The organism is Lactobacillus kimbladii (genome assembly GCF_014323605.1).
GTDB lineage: Bacteria > Bacillota > Bacilli > Lactobacillales > Lactobacillaceae > Lactobacillus > Lactobacillus kimbladii_B.
In genome coordinates, this window is the sequence record NZ_SCMB01000001.1 from 553,813 (window position 1) to 569,396 (window position 15,584).

The 15,584-nt window shown below is 37.1% G+C and carries 15 protein-coding genes; all 15 read right to left on the reverse strand.

The features are described from left to right. Positions 1–29: 29 nt before the first annotated feature. Positions 30–1,586: a ClC family H(+)/Cl(-) exchange transporter gene (locus ERK18_RS02725; RefSeq protein WP_187154179.1), complete on the reverse strand. Its 1,557-nt coding sequence runs from the start codon at positions 1,584–1,586 to the stop codon at positions 30–32. A gap of 91 nt (positions 1,587–1,677) precedes the next feature. Further along, on the reverse strand, positions 1,678–3,063 hold the full coding sequence (gene gndA, locus ERK18_RS02730) for an NADP-dependent phosphogluconate dehydrogenase (RefSeq protein WP_187154180.1): 1,386 nt from the start codon (positions 3,061–3,063) through the stop codon (positions 1,678–1,680). 110 nt (positions 3,064–3,173) lie between these two features. Continuing rightward, positions 3,174–4,985: a pyruvate oxidase gene (gene spxB / locus ERK18_RS02735; RefSeq protein ID WP_187154181.1), complete on the reverse strand. Its 1,812-nt coding sequence runs from the start codon at positions 4,983–4,985 to the stop codon at positions 3,174–3,176. A gap of 276 nt (positions 4,986–5,261) precedes the next feature. After that, the gene (mnmG, locus tag ERK18_RS02740) at positions 5,262–7,160 is read right to left on the reverse strand and encodes a tRNA uridine-5-carboxymethylaminomethyl(34) synthesis enzyme MnmG (protein WP_187154182.1); all 1,899 of its coding nucleotides are present in this window, start codon (positions 7,158–7,160) and stop codon (positions 5,262–5,264) included. Between the two features lie 10 nt (positions 7,161–7,170). Further along, positions 7,171–8,556, reverse strand: a complete 1,386-nt coding sequence (mnmE, locus tag ERK18_RS02745; RefSeq protein ID WP_187154183.1) for a tRNA uridine-5-carboxymethylaminomethyl(34) synthesis GTPase MnmE — start codon at positions 8,554–8,556, stop codon at positions 7,171–7,173. 104 nt (positions 8,557–8,660) lie between these two features. Then, positions 8,661–9,524 (reverse strand): membrane protein insertase YidC, encoded by an 864-nt coding sequence (locus ERK18_RS02750; protein ID WP_187154184.1) that lies wholly within the window; start codon positions 9,522–9,524, stop codon positions 8,661–8,663. A 1-nt stretch (position 9,525) separates the two neighbouring features. After that, a complete protein-coding gene (gene rnpA, locus ERK18_RS02755; RefSeq protein ID WP_034978598.1) occupies positions 9,526–9,894 on the reverse strand; it encodes a ribonuclease P protein component in 369 nt (122 codons plus the stop codon). A gap of 52 nt (positions 9,895–9,946) precedes the next feature. Next, positions 9,947–10,087 (reverse strand): 50S ribosomal protein L34, encoded by a 141-nt coding sequence (rpmH, locus tag ERK18_RS02760; RefSeq protein ID WP_003549412.1) that lies wholly within the window; start codon positions 10,085–10,087, stop codon positions 9,947–9,949. A gap of 244 nt (positions 10,088–10,331) precedes the next feature. Beyond that, positions 10,332–10,613: a hypothetical protein gene (locus tag ERK18_RS02765; protein ID WP_045928868.1), complete on the reverse strand. Its 282-nt coding sequence runs from the start codon at positions 10,611–10,613 to the stop codon at positions 10,332–10,334. Positions 10,614–10,752: 139 nt separating this feature from the next. After that, entirely contained in the window at positions 10,753–11,778 is a 1,026-nt protein-coding gene (locus ERK18_RS02770) for a tyrosine-protein phosphatase (RefSeq protein WP_187154185.1), read from the reverse strand. A 12-nt stretch (positions 11,779–11,790) separates the two neighbouring features. Next, entirely contained in the window at positions 11,791–13,077 is a 1,287-nt protein-coding gene (locus ERK18_RS02775; protein ID WP_187154186.1) for a PTS sugar transporter subunit IIC, read from the reverse strand. Beyond that, positions 13,061–13,387: a PTS sugar transporter subunit IIB gene (locus ERK18_RS02780; RefSeq protein WP_109586966.1), complete on the reverse strand. Its 327-nt coding sequence runs from the start codon at positions 13,385–13,387 to the stop codon at positions 13,061–13,063. Before ERK18_RS02780 ends, ERK18_RS02775 begins: the two co-directional genes overlap by 17 nt. Continuing rightward, positions 13,377–13,697 carry a PTS lactose/cellobiose transporter subunit IIA gene (locus tag ERK18_RS02785; RefSeq protein ID WP_109586967.1) on the reverse strand — a complete coding sequence of 107 codons (321 nt, stop codon included), beginning with the start codon at positions 13,695–13,697 and terminating at the stop codon, positions 13,377–13,379. The genes ERK18_RS02780 and ERK18_RS02785 overlap by 11 nt, the downstream gene beginning before the upstream one ends. Positions 13,698–13,812: 115 nt before the next feature. Beyond that, positions 13,813–14,556 (reverse strand): MurR/RpiR family transcriptional regulator, encoded by a 744-nt coding sequence (locus ERK18_RS02790; RefSeq protein WP_187154187.1) that lies wholly within the window; start codon positions 14,554–14,556, stop codon positions 13,813–13,815. A 290-nt stretch (positions 14,557–14,846) separates the two neighbouring features. Then, positions 14,847–15,584, reverse strand: a complete 738-nt coding sequence (locus ERK18_RS02795; RefSeq protein ID WP_109586969.1) for a sugar isomerase domain-containing protein — start codon at positions 15,582–15,584, stop codon at positions 14,847–14,849.

A 15,584-nucleotide genomic window follows, 5' to 3' on the forward strand; every position in this document is an offset into this window, starting at 1 on the left:
GGGGGTATTATTGTAACTAAGGCTTCTTTTTAGCCATCATATTTTATTCTTTGCATTTGTTTTATCTGGCAAAATACTTCTCCGCGTCGTCCAGCATCTAGTGTTAAAACTAATGAATCACCGGCTTTAATTAATGTTTGTCCGTTGGGAATTAGATACTGGCCATCATGATACACCGCCTTAACCAATGTATGTTTAGGCCACTTAATCTGCATGATCTTTTTGCCTGCGAGCTGACTATCCTCATAAATTGGTACCGTTAGTTGGTCAGTTTTGCCTGATATCGCGGGGGTATGTTTCTTATTGTTTGCAACCATTGCTCGCGCCAGTGTGCCATAAATTGGGTCTCCATTAAGCAATTCATCAACCAGCAGGGCAACAAAAGCTACCACAGCCAAAGGCATTAAATGCAGAAGCGACCCCACCATTTCCGTAATTAAGATAATAGCTGTAAATGGAGCTCGAATTACAGCAGCAAAGAACCCGGCCATTGCAAAAATAATCAAGTTAATTACCAATTTTGCAGGCAATAAATGTAATTGAACCAAAATAAGGCCGTAGCTGGCACCAATCACAGCTCCCATTGTCAATATGGGTAAGAAAATACCACTAGGCAAGCCTGAATCATAAGAAATAATAGAAAAAATAATTCTCACAATAAAGAAAAACAGTAACATACCAACTATTTTCCAGCTACTTTGTTTAATAATTTGTGGTAAGGCTAAAATCAATCTATTTCCCGGACCAGTAATTAAGGGCCAAAAATAGGCAATTGGTATCAATAAAATAAGAGGTATTAATCCATATAGCCAACTAGGTAAGAAAGTAATTTTAGCATATAACTTTTTTCCCTTTAATAAACCAACTTTATAAAGGTGACCTAGTAAACCTAAAATTAAGCCTAAAAGTAACAAGTAACCATAGAGCTTTACAGGAAAAGTATGACGATAAATGAGAGACAAAGATGGCTTTTGACCAAAAATATTTGATACAACAAAATCTGATACTAATGCTCCCGCCAGTGCATTCAGCCAAACGCGGGGAGAGAAATTATGAAAAACTTCTTCAAGTACAAACAACGCACCACTTAATGGTGCTCCAAAAGCTGCAGCTAATCCACTGGCCGCTCCGGTAGCTAATAGTACTCGAGCATTAGTTTTCGACTCCTTAGTGCCTTCGCCAACACCTTGACCGATAGTTGAGCCTATTTGTAAAGAAGGTCCCTCAGGACCTAAAAACAGGCCTGTACTGATCACTAAAATGCCCCCAATAACTTTACGCCATAACGTGGGCCACCATTGTAAGGTTAAATTTCCTTCAAGTTGCAATTTAACTTCCGGGATACCAGAGCCGCCAACATGGGGATATTGCTTAACAAAATAACCTGCGATTAATCCAACTAAAATAAGGCCAAATATAATTGGGATGAACCACAATGCACTTTGATGTGCCACGTGAAACAGAGTAAGCCACAATTTTGTCATCTTGGCAATGCCAAAGCGAAAAATTCCCACGACAAAGCCACTAGCAAGCCCTACTAGTATCGCTTCTACTAAGAGTTTTATCTGTACTTTTTTATCTCTCATTTTACCTCCGCTTTTTAATATGATTTAACATTAGCAAAAAACCAGTTAAGTCTTAGCTTTAACTGGTTTTAGTAGTTACACGTGTAACAATTTATTTTTCTTCATACCACTCAGTATGATAAACGCCTTCACGATCATTTCTAAAGTAAGTATGAGCTCCAAAGTAATCACGTTGACCCTGAATCAAGTTTGCTGGTAGACTTGGGTTAAATATTGATTCCAAGTAATTTAGTGAGGCACTCAATGTTGGAGTAGGAATACCAGCTTCAGTAGCAAGTTCAATCACAGCGCGGAGTGCAGGAATGTTTTTATTCATCAAATCCTTGAAATAAGGGTCCTGGAACATGTTGTCGAGTTTTTTACCTTCAGCAAATGCCTTTTCAATATCTTTTAGCATTGATGAGCGAATAATGCAGCCTGCTTCCCAAGATTGAGCAATTGCAGGATAGCGTAAATCCCAGTTATATGCATCAGCAGCCATTTTTAGTTGTTGGAAGCCTTGGGCGTAAGCAACAGCTTGGCATAATTGTAGTGCTTTACCCAAATTATCAATCAAATCTTGAGGGACTTCACCATTCCACTTTATTTCTTTACCTTCACGAGTAGTGGCCTTAGACATGAAGCGACTAATAACTGCTTCTGCAATAACGCTGATTGGAGCTCCCAGATGAACACCGTCTTCCAACATCCAGTTCCCAGTACCCTTATAAGAAGCCACGTTTAAGATATGATCAATTACATGGTCAGGGGTTAGGTTATCTTTTTGCTTTAAAACCTCAGCCGTAATCTCACTTAGGTAGGCTTTAACCAGCCCCTCGTTCCAGTGAGCAAAAATAGCTGACATTTCATCATTTGTTTTGCCTGCAACTTTACGTAGGATATCATAAACTTCAGAAAATTCCTGCATAATGCCATATTCGATCCCATTATGTACCATCTTAACATAATGACCGCTGCCTTCAGGCCCAATAAAGCTGACGCATGGATGACCTTCAGAGTTTTTAGCTGCAATTGCTTCTAAAATCGGAGCGACTTTCTTATAAGCATCTTCATCTCCACCTGGCATCAGAGCTGGACCATTTAAAGCACCCTCTTCACCGCCTGAAACACCCATGCCAATAAAGTGAATACCATGTTGTTCCATTTCATGATAGCGCCGGTTAGTGTCATGAAAGTTTGAATTTCCACCGTCAAGTAAAATATCGCCTTTATCCAAAAGTGGTAATAATTTTTGTAAAGTTTCATCAACTGGTTTACCAGCCGCAATTTGGATTAAAATCTTACGTGGTTTTTCCAAAGAATCAACAAATTCTTCCCATGAATATGTTGGTTTCAACTTATCATCTTCATATTTAGCAAAAGCATCTACTTCTGGTTTATCAATAGAAAAACCAGAAACGGAAAAGCCATTATTTCTTACATTCAAAGCAAGGTTCTTACCCATTACTGATAAGCCTATAATTCCGAACTGTTGCATTTATAGTCCTCCATCATTTAAGTTTCATACTCTATCATTATACTTGTAAGACCGCAAAAAAGCGAAACTTTCAAAAAGTTTCGCTTTTTTCAAACCAATATATAGGGCTATTAGTGAGCTGAAGCACCTGAAGTTGTGTCAGGCTCTGGTTCTGGCTCCGGCTCCTCTTCTTCAGCTTCTGAAGCACCTGAAGCAACATCTGCTACCACGCCGTACTTGTCAGCAAAGTAGCTAAATGGTTTCAATGCTTCTGCTTGATACTTCTTAACGAATTCTGGATCATCAAGAGTATTCAATTCAGTTGAGTAAGGCATGTCATGAGTGAACTTAATGTCAACTAACATTGGTCCATCCATTTGTTTGAATTCTTTAACTGCGTCTTCGAATTCCTTCTTAGTGCGTACAGTTACACCCTTCACGTTCATACCTTCAGCAACCTTAGCCCAGTCGTTATTAGGCATAATAACACCTGATAATGGTTGGTGTGATTCATCAACTTGCTCAGCTTCAATGTAACCTAAAGTTTCATTTGTAAAGACAACGTTTAAGATATGCATGTTGTAGCGAGCTTCAGTCAACAATTCTTGGCTCATCATGGCAAAACCACCATCACCACTCAAGTTCCAAACTTCGCGTTCTGGGTGAGCAGTTGCAGCAGCAAGTGCAGCTGGTGAACCAAAGCCCATAGTTGCGTACAAACCTGAAGTTGCCCAAGTTTGGTCATCATGCAAGTTTACTAAACGTTGGAAGTCAATGTTGATGTTACCAACATCAATAGCAAATTGTGCATCATCATCAGCATATTTGTTGATGATGTCAAAGATTGGCTCACGGCGAATTGGCATTTCGTCTGAATCATCAAAGCTGTGCTCCCATTCTTCCCAGTTTTGACGATCTGCAATAGCAGCCTTATAAAGTGGTGATTCTTCACGAGCTTGACCAGCATCAATAATAGCTTGTAAAGTCTTAGCACCGTCAGCCAAAATTGGAACATCAACTGCGTGACGCTTACCTAATTTTTCTGAGTCAACATCAATTTGTACAACTTTAGCCTTAGGGTCAAAGAAGAACAATGAGAATGGTGAGTCATTACCTACCCATATAACAGCATCTGCATGAGTTTGAATATCGTCACTTGGCTTAGGAGCAACACGACCAATTGAACCCATGTAAGCTGGGCATTTATCTTCAACAACACCCTTAGCCATAACTGAAGACATCAATGGAGTCTTGAATTTTTCAGCGAATTTTTCTAAGACATCGCCATGACCCTTCATACCTAAACCGAAGTAAACAACTGGGTTCTTTGCTTCTTCAAGAACCTTTACAGCTGCTTCAACTTCGTCTTTTCTTGGAGCTGCATAATTAGGAATTGCTTGCAATGCATTATAATTTACACGGAAATTGTCATCAATCTTGTCCCAGCCAAAGTCCTTAGGAAGAATTAAGACAGCTGGACCCTTCTTAGCATATGCTTGACGGATTGCTTCATCCATCATTGAAGGAATTTGATCTGCGCGCTTGATTTGGTGATCCCAAACAGCGACTGGATCAAACCAAGGCTTTTCGTCAAAAGCCTGGAAGAAATCCATATCCTGACGACCAGTTGGAACGTTAGCTACGATAGCAACCATAGGAACCTTGTCGTATTTTGCGTCATACAAACCGTTCATCAAGTGAACAGCACCAGGACCAGCTGAGCCAAAGCATACACCGACCTTGCCAGTTAATTTATATTCAGCTGAAGCTGCTAAAGCACCGGCCTCTTCATGCCGAACTTCAATATACTTCATCTTACCCTTAAAGTCATGGATAGCATTCATTGTTGAGTCAAATGAACCACCTGGAAAACCATAAATATGATCAATATGCCAGTCCAATAAAACTTGGAGCATGGCATTTGCGCCATTAATTTTTGCCATTTTAAAGTGCATCTCCTTAAATACATGTTTACTTACATATTGTATTAAAACATATAATTTCACAATTTCAAGTGACCAAAATTAACGATTAGCACAAGGTGTAAGCGCTTTGTAAAAATATTATCTTCACAAAGTTAAGCAATTACTTTATAACTTTTAGATAATAGCAATAATCATATTTGTGATTACTTGATCATTACCACAAAATTTGTGTATTCTTTTGTGTGCATTATTTAAAGAAAAATATTTTTTATAAGTTTTAAGTTTTTACTAAATTTATTTATGAATTTTAGCGTAGCGACCATTTTGCACGTAAACGCTTAGAATTGCCATGTCTGCCGGATTAACTCCCGAAATCCGTTCAGCCTGCGCAATTGTTTCTGGCCTGATTTTGGCAAATTTTTCGCGCGCTTCCGTTGCTAAACCATCAATTGCATTATAGTCGATGTCTGCAGGAATTTTCTTTGCTTCCTGACGGTGTAATTTATTAATTTGCTGCTGCTCCTTTTTGATATAGCCAGCATACTTAACGTTGATTTCAATCTGCTCTCTGACATAGCGTTCATTCGAAATAGGCACCCCCGTCAAGCGTTCAATATCCGCTACCCTAACTTTGGGCCTTCTTAAGAAAACATCTGCTTTAACACCAGCTTTAAGCTTGTCTTCTCCGATACTTGCAAGGTAGTCTTGTACCTCTTTAGTGGGGTGAACAGTAATCTTTTTAACAGCATTAGCAGCCTGCGCAATTTGTTCTTTCTTTGCTAAAAACTGGGAATAGCGCTCTTCAGAGATTAAGCCCAGTTGAAAACCGTAATCCGTTAAACGCAAATCAGCATTGTCATGACGCAAAATCAAACGGTACTCAGCACGTGAAGTTAGTAAACGATAAGGCTCTTCTGTCCCCTTAGTTACTAAATCATCGATTAAAACACCGATATAAGCTTCATCACGGCCTAAGGTAAAGCCTGGTTGACCGGCAGCTCGCAAAGCGGCATTAATACCAGCAATCAAACCTTGTCCTGCCGCTTCTTCATAGCCTGATGTGCCATTCATTTGGCCCGCAGTGAATAAATTTTTGATATTTTTAGTTTCCAAGGTATGTTTTAACTGCCAGGGATCGATTACATCGTATTCAATGGCGTAGCCTGGCCGCATCAATTCCGCGTTTTCAAGGCCGGCAACCGAATGCAGCATTTTTAACTGAATTTCTTCCGGCATTGAGGTTGAAAAATCGCCGACATAAACTTCTTTAGTATTTTTACCTTCTGGCTCTAGAAAAATCTGATGACGCGGCTTGTCCGCAAAACGAACTACTTTGGTTTCAATTGAGGGACAATAACGTGGTCCCACTCCCTTAATTTCTCCTGAAAACATTGGAGACCGGGTCAGGTTTTGGTTAATTATTTTATGTGTAGTTTTATTAGTATATGTCATCCAGCAGGAAACCTGATTTTTGAGGTAGTCTTCATCTTTAGTTTCATAAGAAAAATGACGCGGAACTTTATCACCAGGTTCTTCCTCAGTTTTAGAGTAATCGATGGTGTTGCTGTTAACACGAGGAGGCGTACCCGTTTTAAAACGGCGCAGTTTGAATCCTAATTTCTCCAGATTTTCTGATAATTTAATTGCTGGAACAGTATTGTTAGGACCAGATGAATAATTCAATTCACCAATAAAAATGCGCCCGCGAGCTGACGTACCAGTGGTTAAAACAACACTTTTAGCGTGATATTTAGCCCCAGTATTAGTAATTAAGCCTTTGCAGACCCCATCTTCGACAATCAGTTCATCAACTGTCGCCTGCCTTAAAGTCAAATTAGGCGTTTCTTCAATCACTTTTTTCATCTGCTCATGGTATTGCCATTTATCAGCTTGTGCCCGCAAGGCCCGTACAGCTGGTCCTTTACCCGTATTTAACATGCGCATCTGAATATAGGTTGCATCAATATTTTTACCCATTTGGCCGCCTAAAGCATCAATTTCTCGCACTACCGTACCCTTTGCTGGGCCACCTACTGATGGATTGCAGGGCATAAATGCTACCATATCAAGACTAATCGTTAACAGTAGTGTTTTTTGGCCCATTCTGGCGCTAGCCAAAGCAGCCTCACTGCCAGCATGACCAGCCCCAACTACAATGACATCATAATCATTTGAGTCATAACTCTTAATCATTAACTTCCACCTATTTTCCTAAACAAAATTGACTGAACAGTTCATTAACCAACTCATCCGGACTACTTTCTCCTGTAATCTGGCCTAATGTATCCCAAGCACCGTTGAAATCAATTTGGGCAATATCTAAAGGTACTTCATCTTTTAACGCCTGAACGACATCTTGCAGCTGCTTTTTGGCCTTTTCCAGCAGGCCTACTTGTCTCTGGTTGGTTACCATTACTTGATCGTTAGAATTCTCAATACCCTGGAAAAACAGTTCCTTAATTGCATCTTCTAACTGAGCAAGATTTTGCTCCTTTAAAATTGAAATGGCGATTACTGGACTTTCAGTCAGCTGTTTAACCTGAGCAGCAGAAACTTTTTGCCCCAAATCCGTTTTGTTCAAAATGGCAATTCGCTTTTTCCCACTAGTAGCATCAATTAAGGCATAGTCTTCTTGAGATAATTCCTTACTTGAATCAAACAAGAGTAGAACCAAATCAGCTTTTGCCAGTGCTTTTTTGGAACGTTCAACCCCAATTTTTTCTACCTTATTATCAGTATGTCTGATGCCGGCAGTATCAATTAATTTTAAGGGGACGCCTTTAACTGAGACATATTCTTCTAATGTGTCACGCGTCGTGCCGGCAACATCTGTCACGATTGCCGTATCACTTTGAGTCAGATAATTAAGTAAAGATGATTTCCCGACATTAGGTTGCCCAATGATTGCAGTAGCCAGGCCGTTACGTAACGCCGTTCCTTCACTTGCCGTTTTGAGCAATTTATCTATTTTAGCAATAACTGCCTGGGAAACACTGGTCATCTGCTTGGCTGTGACAGTATCTGCATCATACTCAGGATAATCAATATTAACTTCTACATTGGCTAGTGTATCTAAAATTTCCTGCCGCATTGCCCTAATTTTCTCAAGCAGACCACCCTGCAGCTGAGTTTCAGCCACTTGTCTGGCCTTATCAGTTTTAGCACGAACAATATCCATTACGCTTTCAGCTTGCGTTAAATCAATTCGGCCATTAACAAACGCCCTTTTAGTAAATTCACCAGGATCAGCCATACGCGCACCATTTTTTAATAATAACTGCAAAATATGGTTAGTGACAACAATGCCGCCATGACAATTAATCTCAACAATGTCCTCACGGGTAAATGTCTTAGGAGCAAGCATCACAGAAACCATAACTTCATCAATGACTTGCCCACTTATTGGATCAACTATATGACCATAATGAATAGTGTGTGTTGGCACTTTAATTAAATTAGCACCCTTGAAAACCTTATTGGCAATTTTAACTGCTTCTTCACCAGACATGCGGACAATAGAGATTCCACCTTCACCAATTGGCGTTGAAATTGCTGCAATCGTATCAAACTCCGTTAAAGTTTGTGCCATGATTTTCTCCTTTTCAATAAAAAAAGCGCATTACTCCACCATGAATAATCACGATGGATAAAGCACTTTGACTACTTTATCTAAATCATTAATTTAGATTAACATTATTTTCTACGTTTTAATCGTTTATACGTTCTTCTTAGCTGCCGTTTTCGTTCGCGCTCCTGGCGTTCTTTTTCTTCCAGTTCACGCCGATACTTAATTGGGTTTTGCAGAATGAAAGTCTGAACTACCTGGAACAGGTTGGAAATTACCCAGTAAACTACAATAGCTGACTGGAAATATATACCCATTACACCAACCATAATTGCCATACCATAAGTCATAATCTTGGTTGACAAAGTTTGTGATTCTTTAGGCGTGGATAACTGACTGATATAAGTTGATATAAAAGTCAAAATCATAGACAAAATTGGCATAATAAAGTATGGATCTGGCTTACCTAAATCCATCCACATAAAGTGGCCAGTTTGCAGCTGCGGCGTTTGCCAAATTGCGCCATACAATGCATACATAACCGGTAACTGAATAATTAACGGCAAACAGCCAGCATAAGGATTAATTCCAGCTTCCTTATAGAGTTTGTTTGTTTCTTGCGACAACAAAGTTCTAGATTCGGTATCGCTGCCAGGATATTTCTTACGCAAAGCATCTATTTCTGGCTGAATTTTTTGCATCTTAGTAGTGCTCTTAATCTGAATCGCACTAAGTGGATACAAAATTAGCCGTACAATGATCGTAAAGATAATAATTGCCCAGCCATAGTTATTGCCTACCAGTTTAGACAGCCACAGCAAAAACGTGGACATGTAATAAATGACCCAGCGATTCCACCAGCTGCCACTTGTATGAGAAATAGGCGCCGGCTTAGCATTTGACGCACATCCTGTTAATACAACTGCTAATGCAGCTACTGTAAGCAGCACAAGTAGACGCTTGACATTCTTTTTAGTTAAAATGTCTTTCACTCTAATCTTCCTCAACTTTATTCGGTATCTCTTCAATTATATTGGCTAAAAAGAGTGCATGCAAGAGGTTCTTACGAACATCATCCCATCTAAAGTTACGTGCATATGGCCTAGCAATCACTAAAAAATCAATATGCGGCTTAATTAAAGGTTTATTTTCAGTAAGAACTGCACGAATATAACGTTTGAGGCGATTACGAACTACAGCAGTATGTCCGACCTTTTTACCAACAGAAATACCAACACGAAAATGTTCGTTTTCCGGTTTCTCCAGTTGATAAATAACAAAAGCCCGGTTTGCTATTGAATTACCTGATTTAAAAACTGTTTGAAAATCATTTTCTGTTTTAACACGATAAGACTTTCTCAAAACGTTTCATTCCACTCTTATAAATTAAAAAAACCACTGGGATTTCAGTGGTTTAAGCAGATAAGACTTTTCTACCCTTTGCACGGCGTCTAGCCAAAACCTTACGGCCATTAGATGTACTCATCCGTTTCATAAAGCCATGAACTCTTGAACGGTGACGCTTTTTAGGTTGGTAAGTTCTTTTAGTTGTCATTAAACTACACCTCCAATTTTTTGTATGCAGACTGCACAATTTAATATCTAGAATACCATGATTAAAGTAAAAAACCAAGTAAAAAGACAAAAAAATGCGAATTTATTACCTAAATATACGGTCTCGTTCTATTAGATTTTGATTTTTTTCATTAAAGTGCTTGGTCAACCTTTTAATCTTTATTTTCCTCTTTCAAAGATGCAATTTATTTCTATTTTTTTACCTTTAATATCTAGAACATTTCCTAGGACAAGTCATCTTGCGTAATTTCAATTGACGGATAGTGCCCGAGATCTGGTAAATATTTATCTAAAGGGCAGCTATAAACCATGTAATAGTCTCCTTCTTTTTTACTGGCATTTAATTCACTTAACTTTTGTTTAGCTTTTGCAACATCCTTTGTAATGTAAACAACACTGACGACCCCTATCTTATTCTGACCGTTATTTTCTACATTTCCTTTAAGGATCAGCTTTAAATTGCCATCATCATTTAAGCCTAGCTCAACATAATCTTGATAATTCATATAATGCCTTCTTAGCAGATAAACTTAATAAAATAAAAATGTTTTAATTTATTATAATTATACGCTTATTGATACTTTTAAAAAATCCCGCAATTAATCAGATAATTTCGGGACTTAATTTTTTATATGATAATAAAACTTATTCTAAATACATTTTTCTTAGTTTATCAATGTCATTTTTACTTATTTTCAATTCATTCTTTAAATATGAATCAATGCTACCTGAAATATTAACCATTTCAGCAAACGATGCTTCTAAGTATTCTGACCGGGTATCAAGCATTGAAAACAGATAATCTAACACATTTTGATCACTAGTTTCGTTTGCATACTGCGCCATTCGTCTTTTATTTCTTTGAATACGCAAAGTTTTAGTTAACATGTAATCTTCTAGAATAGTATCCATATTTACACCAAGTAGATACAAAATCAGGGCTACACCATAACCAGTCCGATCCTTGCCACCACGACAGTGCTGATCAAGTGGTATATTCTTTTGGTCTAAAACAACAGTCAACATCTTACGATAAATCTTTTTATTTTCATCTAACCGAACAAAGTCTTTCCCCTGATCAATCATTGTTTTACCAGAATTATCAAACTTAACATTTTTATCAACCTCACGTTGTACTAGTTGGCGTACCTTTTCTTTAGTACTACCAGCTTTAGCTGCTAAAACTGCTCTTTGTGCTTCAGGTACTAAATGCACAGTCTGTTGCAAAGTTGACCAAGTTTGATTCGGCTGTGACTGATACTCATCTTCACTGCGATAATCAATCACTGTTTTTATTCCGATATCATCTAAAACTTTTTTATCGTGTTCAGTTAAACGATGCAAGTGATCTGAACGAAAAAGTTTACCCCACTTAATACGTTTGCCATTTGCACCAATATAACCACCTAAATCACGAAAATTATTACTTCCTTGAAGTGGTAAAACTCTGTTAGTGTAAATTATTTGGTTATCCTCATCCTTTAGCAAAAAATACGGCCGGTAATATTTAGTTATTTTAAATTCTGCATGATTTGCCTTTGTTTCCGTTAAAAATTCGGATACTTCTTCATCAGGTCGAGGTAATAAATAGATTGCCACACTTTTAGCACTCTTCCATTTTAATGAATAGTTATTCTGATTCAGATATTTAACTTCAACTTGTGAAATCATCTATTTCCCCCTTTACTCGGCAGTTTGTGCCTTAGCTGCTTCTTCATTACAACATTGTTTATCAATCAGCTTCATAAACGGATACCACACTGCAAGTAGAATTAACAACTGGACGACATGCCAAATGACCATACGCCAGCCGCCTAATAGAAAGGCTCTAAAGAATTCTGGTGTCCCAGCAGTTTGTACAGGGATACCATTAGGTCTTGGGATTAAACCTATATACGTTGCTAAGTATGTAGCGGCCACACTAATAGTTCCACCCATAGTCAGAGGAATAAAAGCCAATGGATTTAAAACCATAGGAATACCAAACTTAAACGGCTCACTAATACCAAAGAAGGCTGGAATGAAACCTACTTTACCAAGTGAACGTAATCTTTCACTCTTAGAACGCAAGCATAAAATCGCATATGCTAGTGCACGAGGACCCTTTTGGTTAGTAATGAATGTCATTGTCACAATATAAGGCAAGGCTACTCCTGCCTTAAATGCATTTAAATTAGCCACATCGAACGGATAAAACAATGTATATAATACGGCTGTTGTTGCCATCGTACCATGTATTCCGAAAAACCAGCAAAATTCAGCGAAGAAAACTAAAACCAAAGCTGCAAACGGACTTGAACCTAAGCCCTGAAGTGGTATTTGGATCAATTTCATAATCATATCATCAATGTTATGGTACGGTGTCAAAGCAAACAAGAAATTAACGATTGCATAAATTATTGTAATCAAAAAAATCGGCAGCATGGAAGCAAAAGTCTTTGAAACAAACTCTGGAACACTATCCGGCATTTTAATTACCAAATGTTTGTTATTAGCAAAAAGTGCAAATAATCTGGTTGCAGTTAGTGCTACTACCATTGCAACAAGCATCCCTTGTGAGCCAATGTAATTCATATCAAGTCCAATAAATTTACCTTTTTGAACTAGCATTGGAGTAACCAATAAAAAAGCAACAAGAGAAGAGATTATTGACATAAACTTATCGACTTTCAGTTCTGCTGCTAAACTATTAGACAATGAAATAACAACATATATTGATAAGATATCTGTAGTAACTGCTGTAATAATATTAAAAATATTTTTCAAACCGCTTTGCGTAATGAAAGCTTGATATGGACCTATATTTAAACTGAAAAATATTGAAGCAAATGACCCTACCATTAGAACAGGCAGAATAGCCATCATACCACCAGCAATGGCAGAAACGTATTTGTTACGCTGGAACTTGCCCATTCCTGTTTGTATCTTATTTCGTAATTTACTTAGATTAGTTTTACTTGCTGCTGTCATTAGCTTTCCCCGCTCCTTTCAATACTTTCATTGCATCATTTAAAACTTTTTCGCCATTCATCATTCCGTAATCCATTTGGTCAATTACTCTGACTGGAATTGAAAATTCTTTTTCCAGTTCAGGCTTGATATGTCCAACTTGCGGTCCGAGTAAAATGATGTCCAAATCATCATAATTATTCAGAGCAGATTCAGCTACAGCATTAATTTCTACATCAATGTTTTCCTTCTTAGCTGCCTTTTTCATTTGTGTTACTAACATACTTGTAGAAAAACCACCTGCACAGGCTAACATAATTTTATAAGTCATCTTTTATCTCCTTTGAACTTAAAATTGCAATTATTTCTTTTGCCAAATCATTTACTGTCATTGCATTCATTAAATGATCTTGTGCATGTACCATTAATAAAGTTGGCGCTTTACCCTGACCATTAACTTCTTTTTGTAACAACTTAGTCTGTAAGTTATGTGCTTTGACTAGATCATCGTGCGCTTTTTGCATTAATAGTTCACTAGCCTTCAAGTCTCGCTCACGGGCTTTTCTAATTGCCTCAATGCTATTAGATCTGGCACTACCTCCTTGTGAAATTAATTGCATTATTACTTGCTCATCACTCATCTTTACGCCTCCCTTTGTTGTTTCAAATGCAATTATAAGCGCTTACATTTTTTTACCCTCGATTTTTTGGAAAAGTACACTCGTAATCCCTTAAAAAAATAACAAGTGTGTAATATTACACACTTGTTATTTTCTTATTTAATTTTTCAGCGTATTTTTTAAATAAATCATTCATCACAAGTAATATCGGTGTTTTATCAGTAACATTGTAATCATCCACCCTTTTATCGGGAGAATAGCAATAAAGCCTTTCATCAGCCAATTTTGCTAAAGGATTGATTGAAAGATGAGTTAATGTAATCAGGAAGTTGCCATGACTTTTAATTTCCTTGGCCAATTCAATCAATTGCTTTTTGTTACCGGAAAGACTAATTAAAAAGAAAACATCGTCATTTTCACGTCCTATGATGTGAGTCAGGTCATTCGGATAATCATAAAAAAACGACTTATAATCAAGTGCATAGAAATTGCCTACCACAAGCCTTGTTGCGTAAGCGGTCTGACCCATTGAATAAAAATTGATTTTTTTAGCATTTACCAACTTATCTAACACTTTATCGCTTTTCATCTGATTGATTAATTCTAAGTTTATTCGTAATTCCTTCTGCTCGTAATCTTCCGTTTTTATGTTTCCCAGATTTTCATTTTTAATTGAACTCTTTAGGTCTGAAAATCCCGTATACCCTAACTTATGACAAAGCCTAGTAATTGTATTAGGGTAAGTATAAAATTGGCGAGCCAAATACGTAATTTTTAAATCACTAATATGTTCCTTATTTTTAAAAAAATACTTAACAATTTTATCTTCTAAATCTGTCAAATTTATTGATTGACTAATAACTCGTTCTTCAAAATTCATTAAATTTACCTTCTTTACATAATCAAAATTTTACTTAAGATGACTGTAAACTTAATTAATATGTAAACAAGTTATGAAAACATGTTCATATGACTTTTAACTTTAACAATGTCATAACAATATCAAACTATAATAAAAATAAACTAAAATTACTTTTTCTAATATTGAGTGTTTTTAATCAAAACAATAGTTAAATAAAAAGCGCACCCAATAAACCAATAAAAGAGACAAATAAGTCCCAAAAGTTGTCTGCCTTTTGGGACTTATTTCAAATATATGCTTTTTTTCACCTAAAATTGATAATGAATCATATCATGATATTCATTAATTAGTTTTTTGTTCTTTTGATCTCCCCCATCAATATTAGCTGAATAAAAAATTGGAGCCTCTTTATTTCCATGTTCTATTAGTCTTTGACTTGCTTCTACAACAATATTATCTAAAATAGCTGCACCTACCACAGTAGAAGTTGGCCCTGCTTTTTGCTCCGTACCTTTTATAGAACATGCAGCATCCCCTATATCACCATGATTATCAATTACTACATCTGCAATTTCAAATAATCTTTTTCCTGATGAATGCCGGCTTGTTACTGATTTTGAATATTTTAAATTAGTCAGCCCAATAATTGTTACGCCCAGTTTTTTGGCAGCAAGTGCAAGGTCAATAATAACGGGATTTCTTCCAGAAACAGAATGAAGTATTAAAACATCATTCTGTTTAAAATTCACTGTACTAGCCAGTGCAGAGCCATAGCCTTCAAGTCTTTCCATTTTACTAGTAAAAGTAATAGGTTTCCTGTCAAGCATTACCTCTCTGCCAAATATGGCATTAATTGTTATCATCCCTCCGGCACGATAGTACATTTCATCTGCCAATATGCCTGCATGGCTGGCACCAAATATATAAATAGAGTTCTTGTTAATGTTTGCTTCAGTAATTATTTTTATCGCTTTTTCAATACTATCCCTTTCGTCTCTCTTTACTGCGTCAAGAATGCTTTCAACTTTATCAATATAGCGATACAT

Coding starts and splice junctions, on each gene's coding strand:
- ERK18_RS02725 (WP_187154179.1), bottom strand. CDS start 1,586: ATGAGAGATAAAAAAGTACAGATAAAACTCTTAGTAGAAGCGATACTA.
- gndA (WP_187154180.1), bottom strand. CDS start 3,063: ATGCAACAGTTCGGAATTATAGGCTTATCAGTAATGGGTAAGAACCTT.
- spxB (WP_187154181.1), bottom strand. CDS start 4,985: ATGGCAAAAATTAATGGCGCAAATGCCATGCTCCAAGTTTTATTGGAC.
- mnmG (WP_187154182.1), bottom strand. CDS start 7,160: ATGATTAAGAGTTATGACTCAAATGATTATGATGTCATTGTAGTTGGG.
- mnmE (WP_187154183.1), bottom strand. CDS start 8,556: ATGGCACAAACTTTAACGGAGTTTGATACGATTGCAGCAATTTCAACG.
- rpmH (WP_003549412.1), bottom strand. CDS start 10,087: ATGACAACTAAAAGAACTTACCAACCTAAAAAGCGTCACCGTTCAAGA.
- ERK18_RS02765 (WP_045928868.1), bottom strand. CDS start 10,613: ATGAATTATCAAGATTATGTTGAGCTAGGCTTAAATGATGATGGCAAT.
- ERK18_RS02770 (WP_187154185.1), bottom strand. CDS start 11,778: ATGATTTCACAAGTTGAAGTTAAATATCTGAATCAGAATAACTATTCA.
- ERK18_RS02775 (WP_187154186.1), bottom strand. CDS start 13,077: ATGACAGCAGCAAGTAAAACTAATCTAAGTAAATTACGAAATAAGATA.
- ERK18_RS02780 (WP_109586966.1), bottom strand. CDS start 13,387: ATGACTTATAAAATTATGTTAGCCTGTGCAGGTGGTTTTTCTACAAGT.
- ERK18_RS02785 (WP_109586967.1), bottom strand. CDS start 13,697: ATGAGTGATGAGCAAGTAATAATGCAATTAATTTCACAAGGAGGTAGT.
- ERK18_RS02790 (WP_187154187.1), bottom strand. CDS start 14,556: ATGAATTTTGAAGAACGAGTTATTAGTCAATCAATAAATTTGACAGAT.
- ERK18_RS02795 (WP_109586969.1), bottom strand. CDS start 15,584: ATGTATCGCTATATTGATAAAGTTGAAAGCATTCTTGACGCAGTAAAG.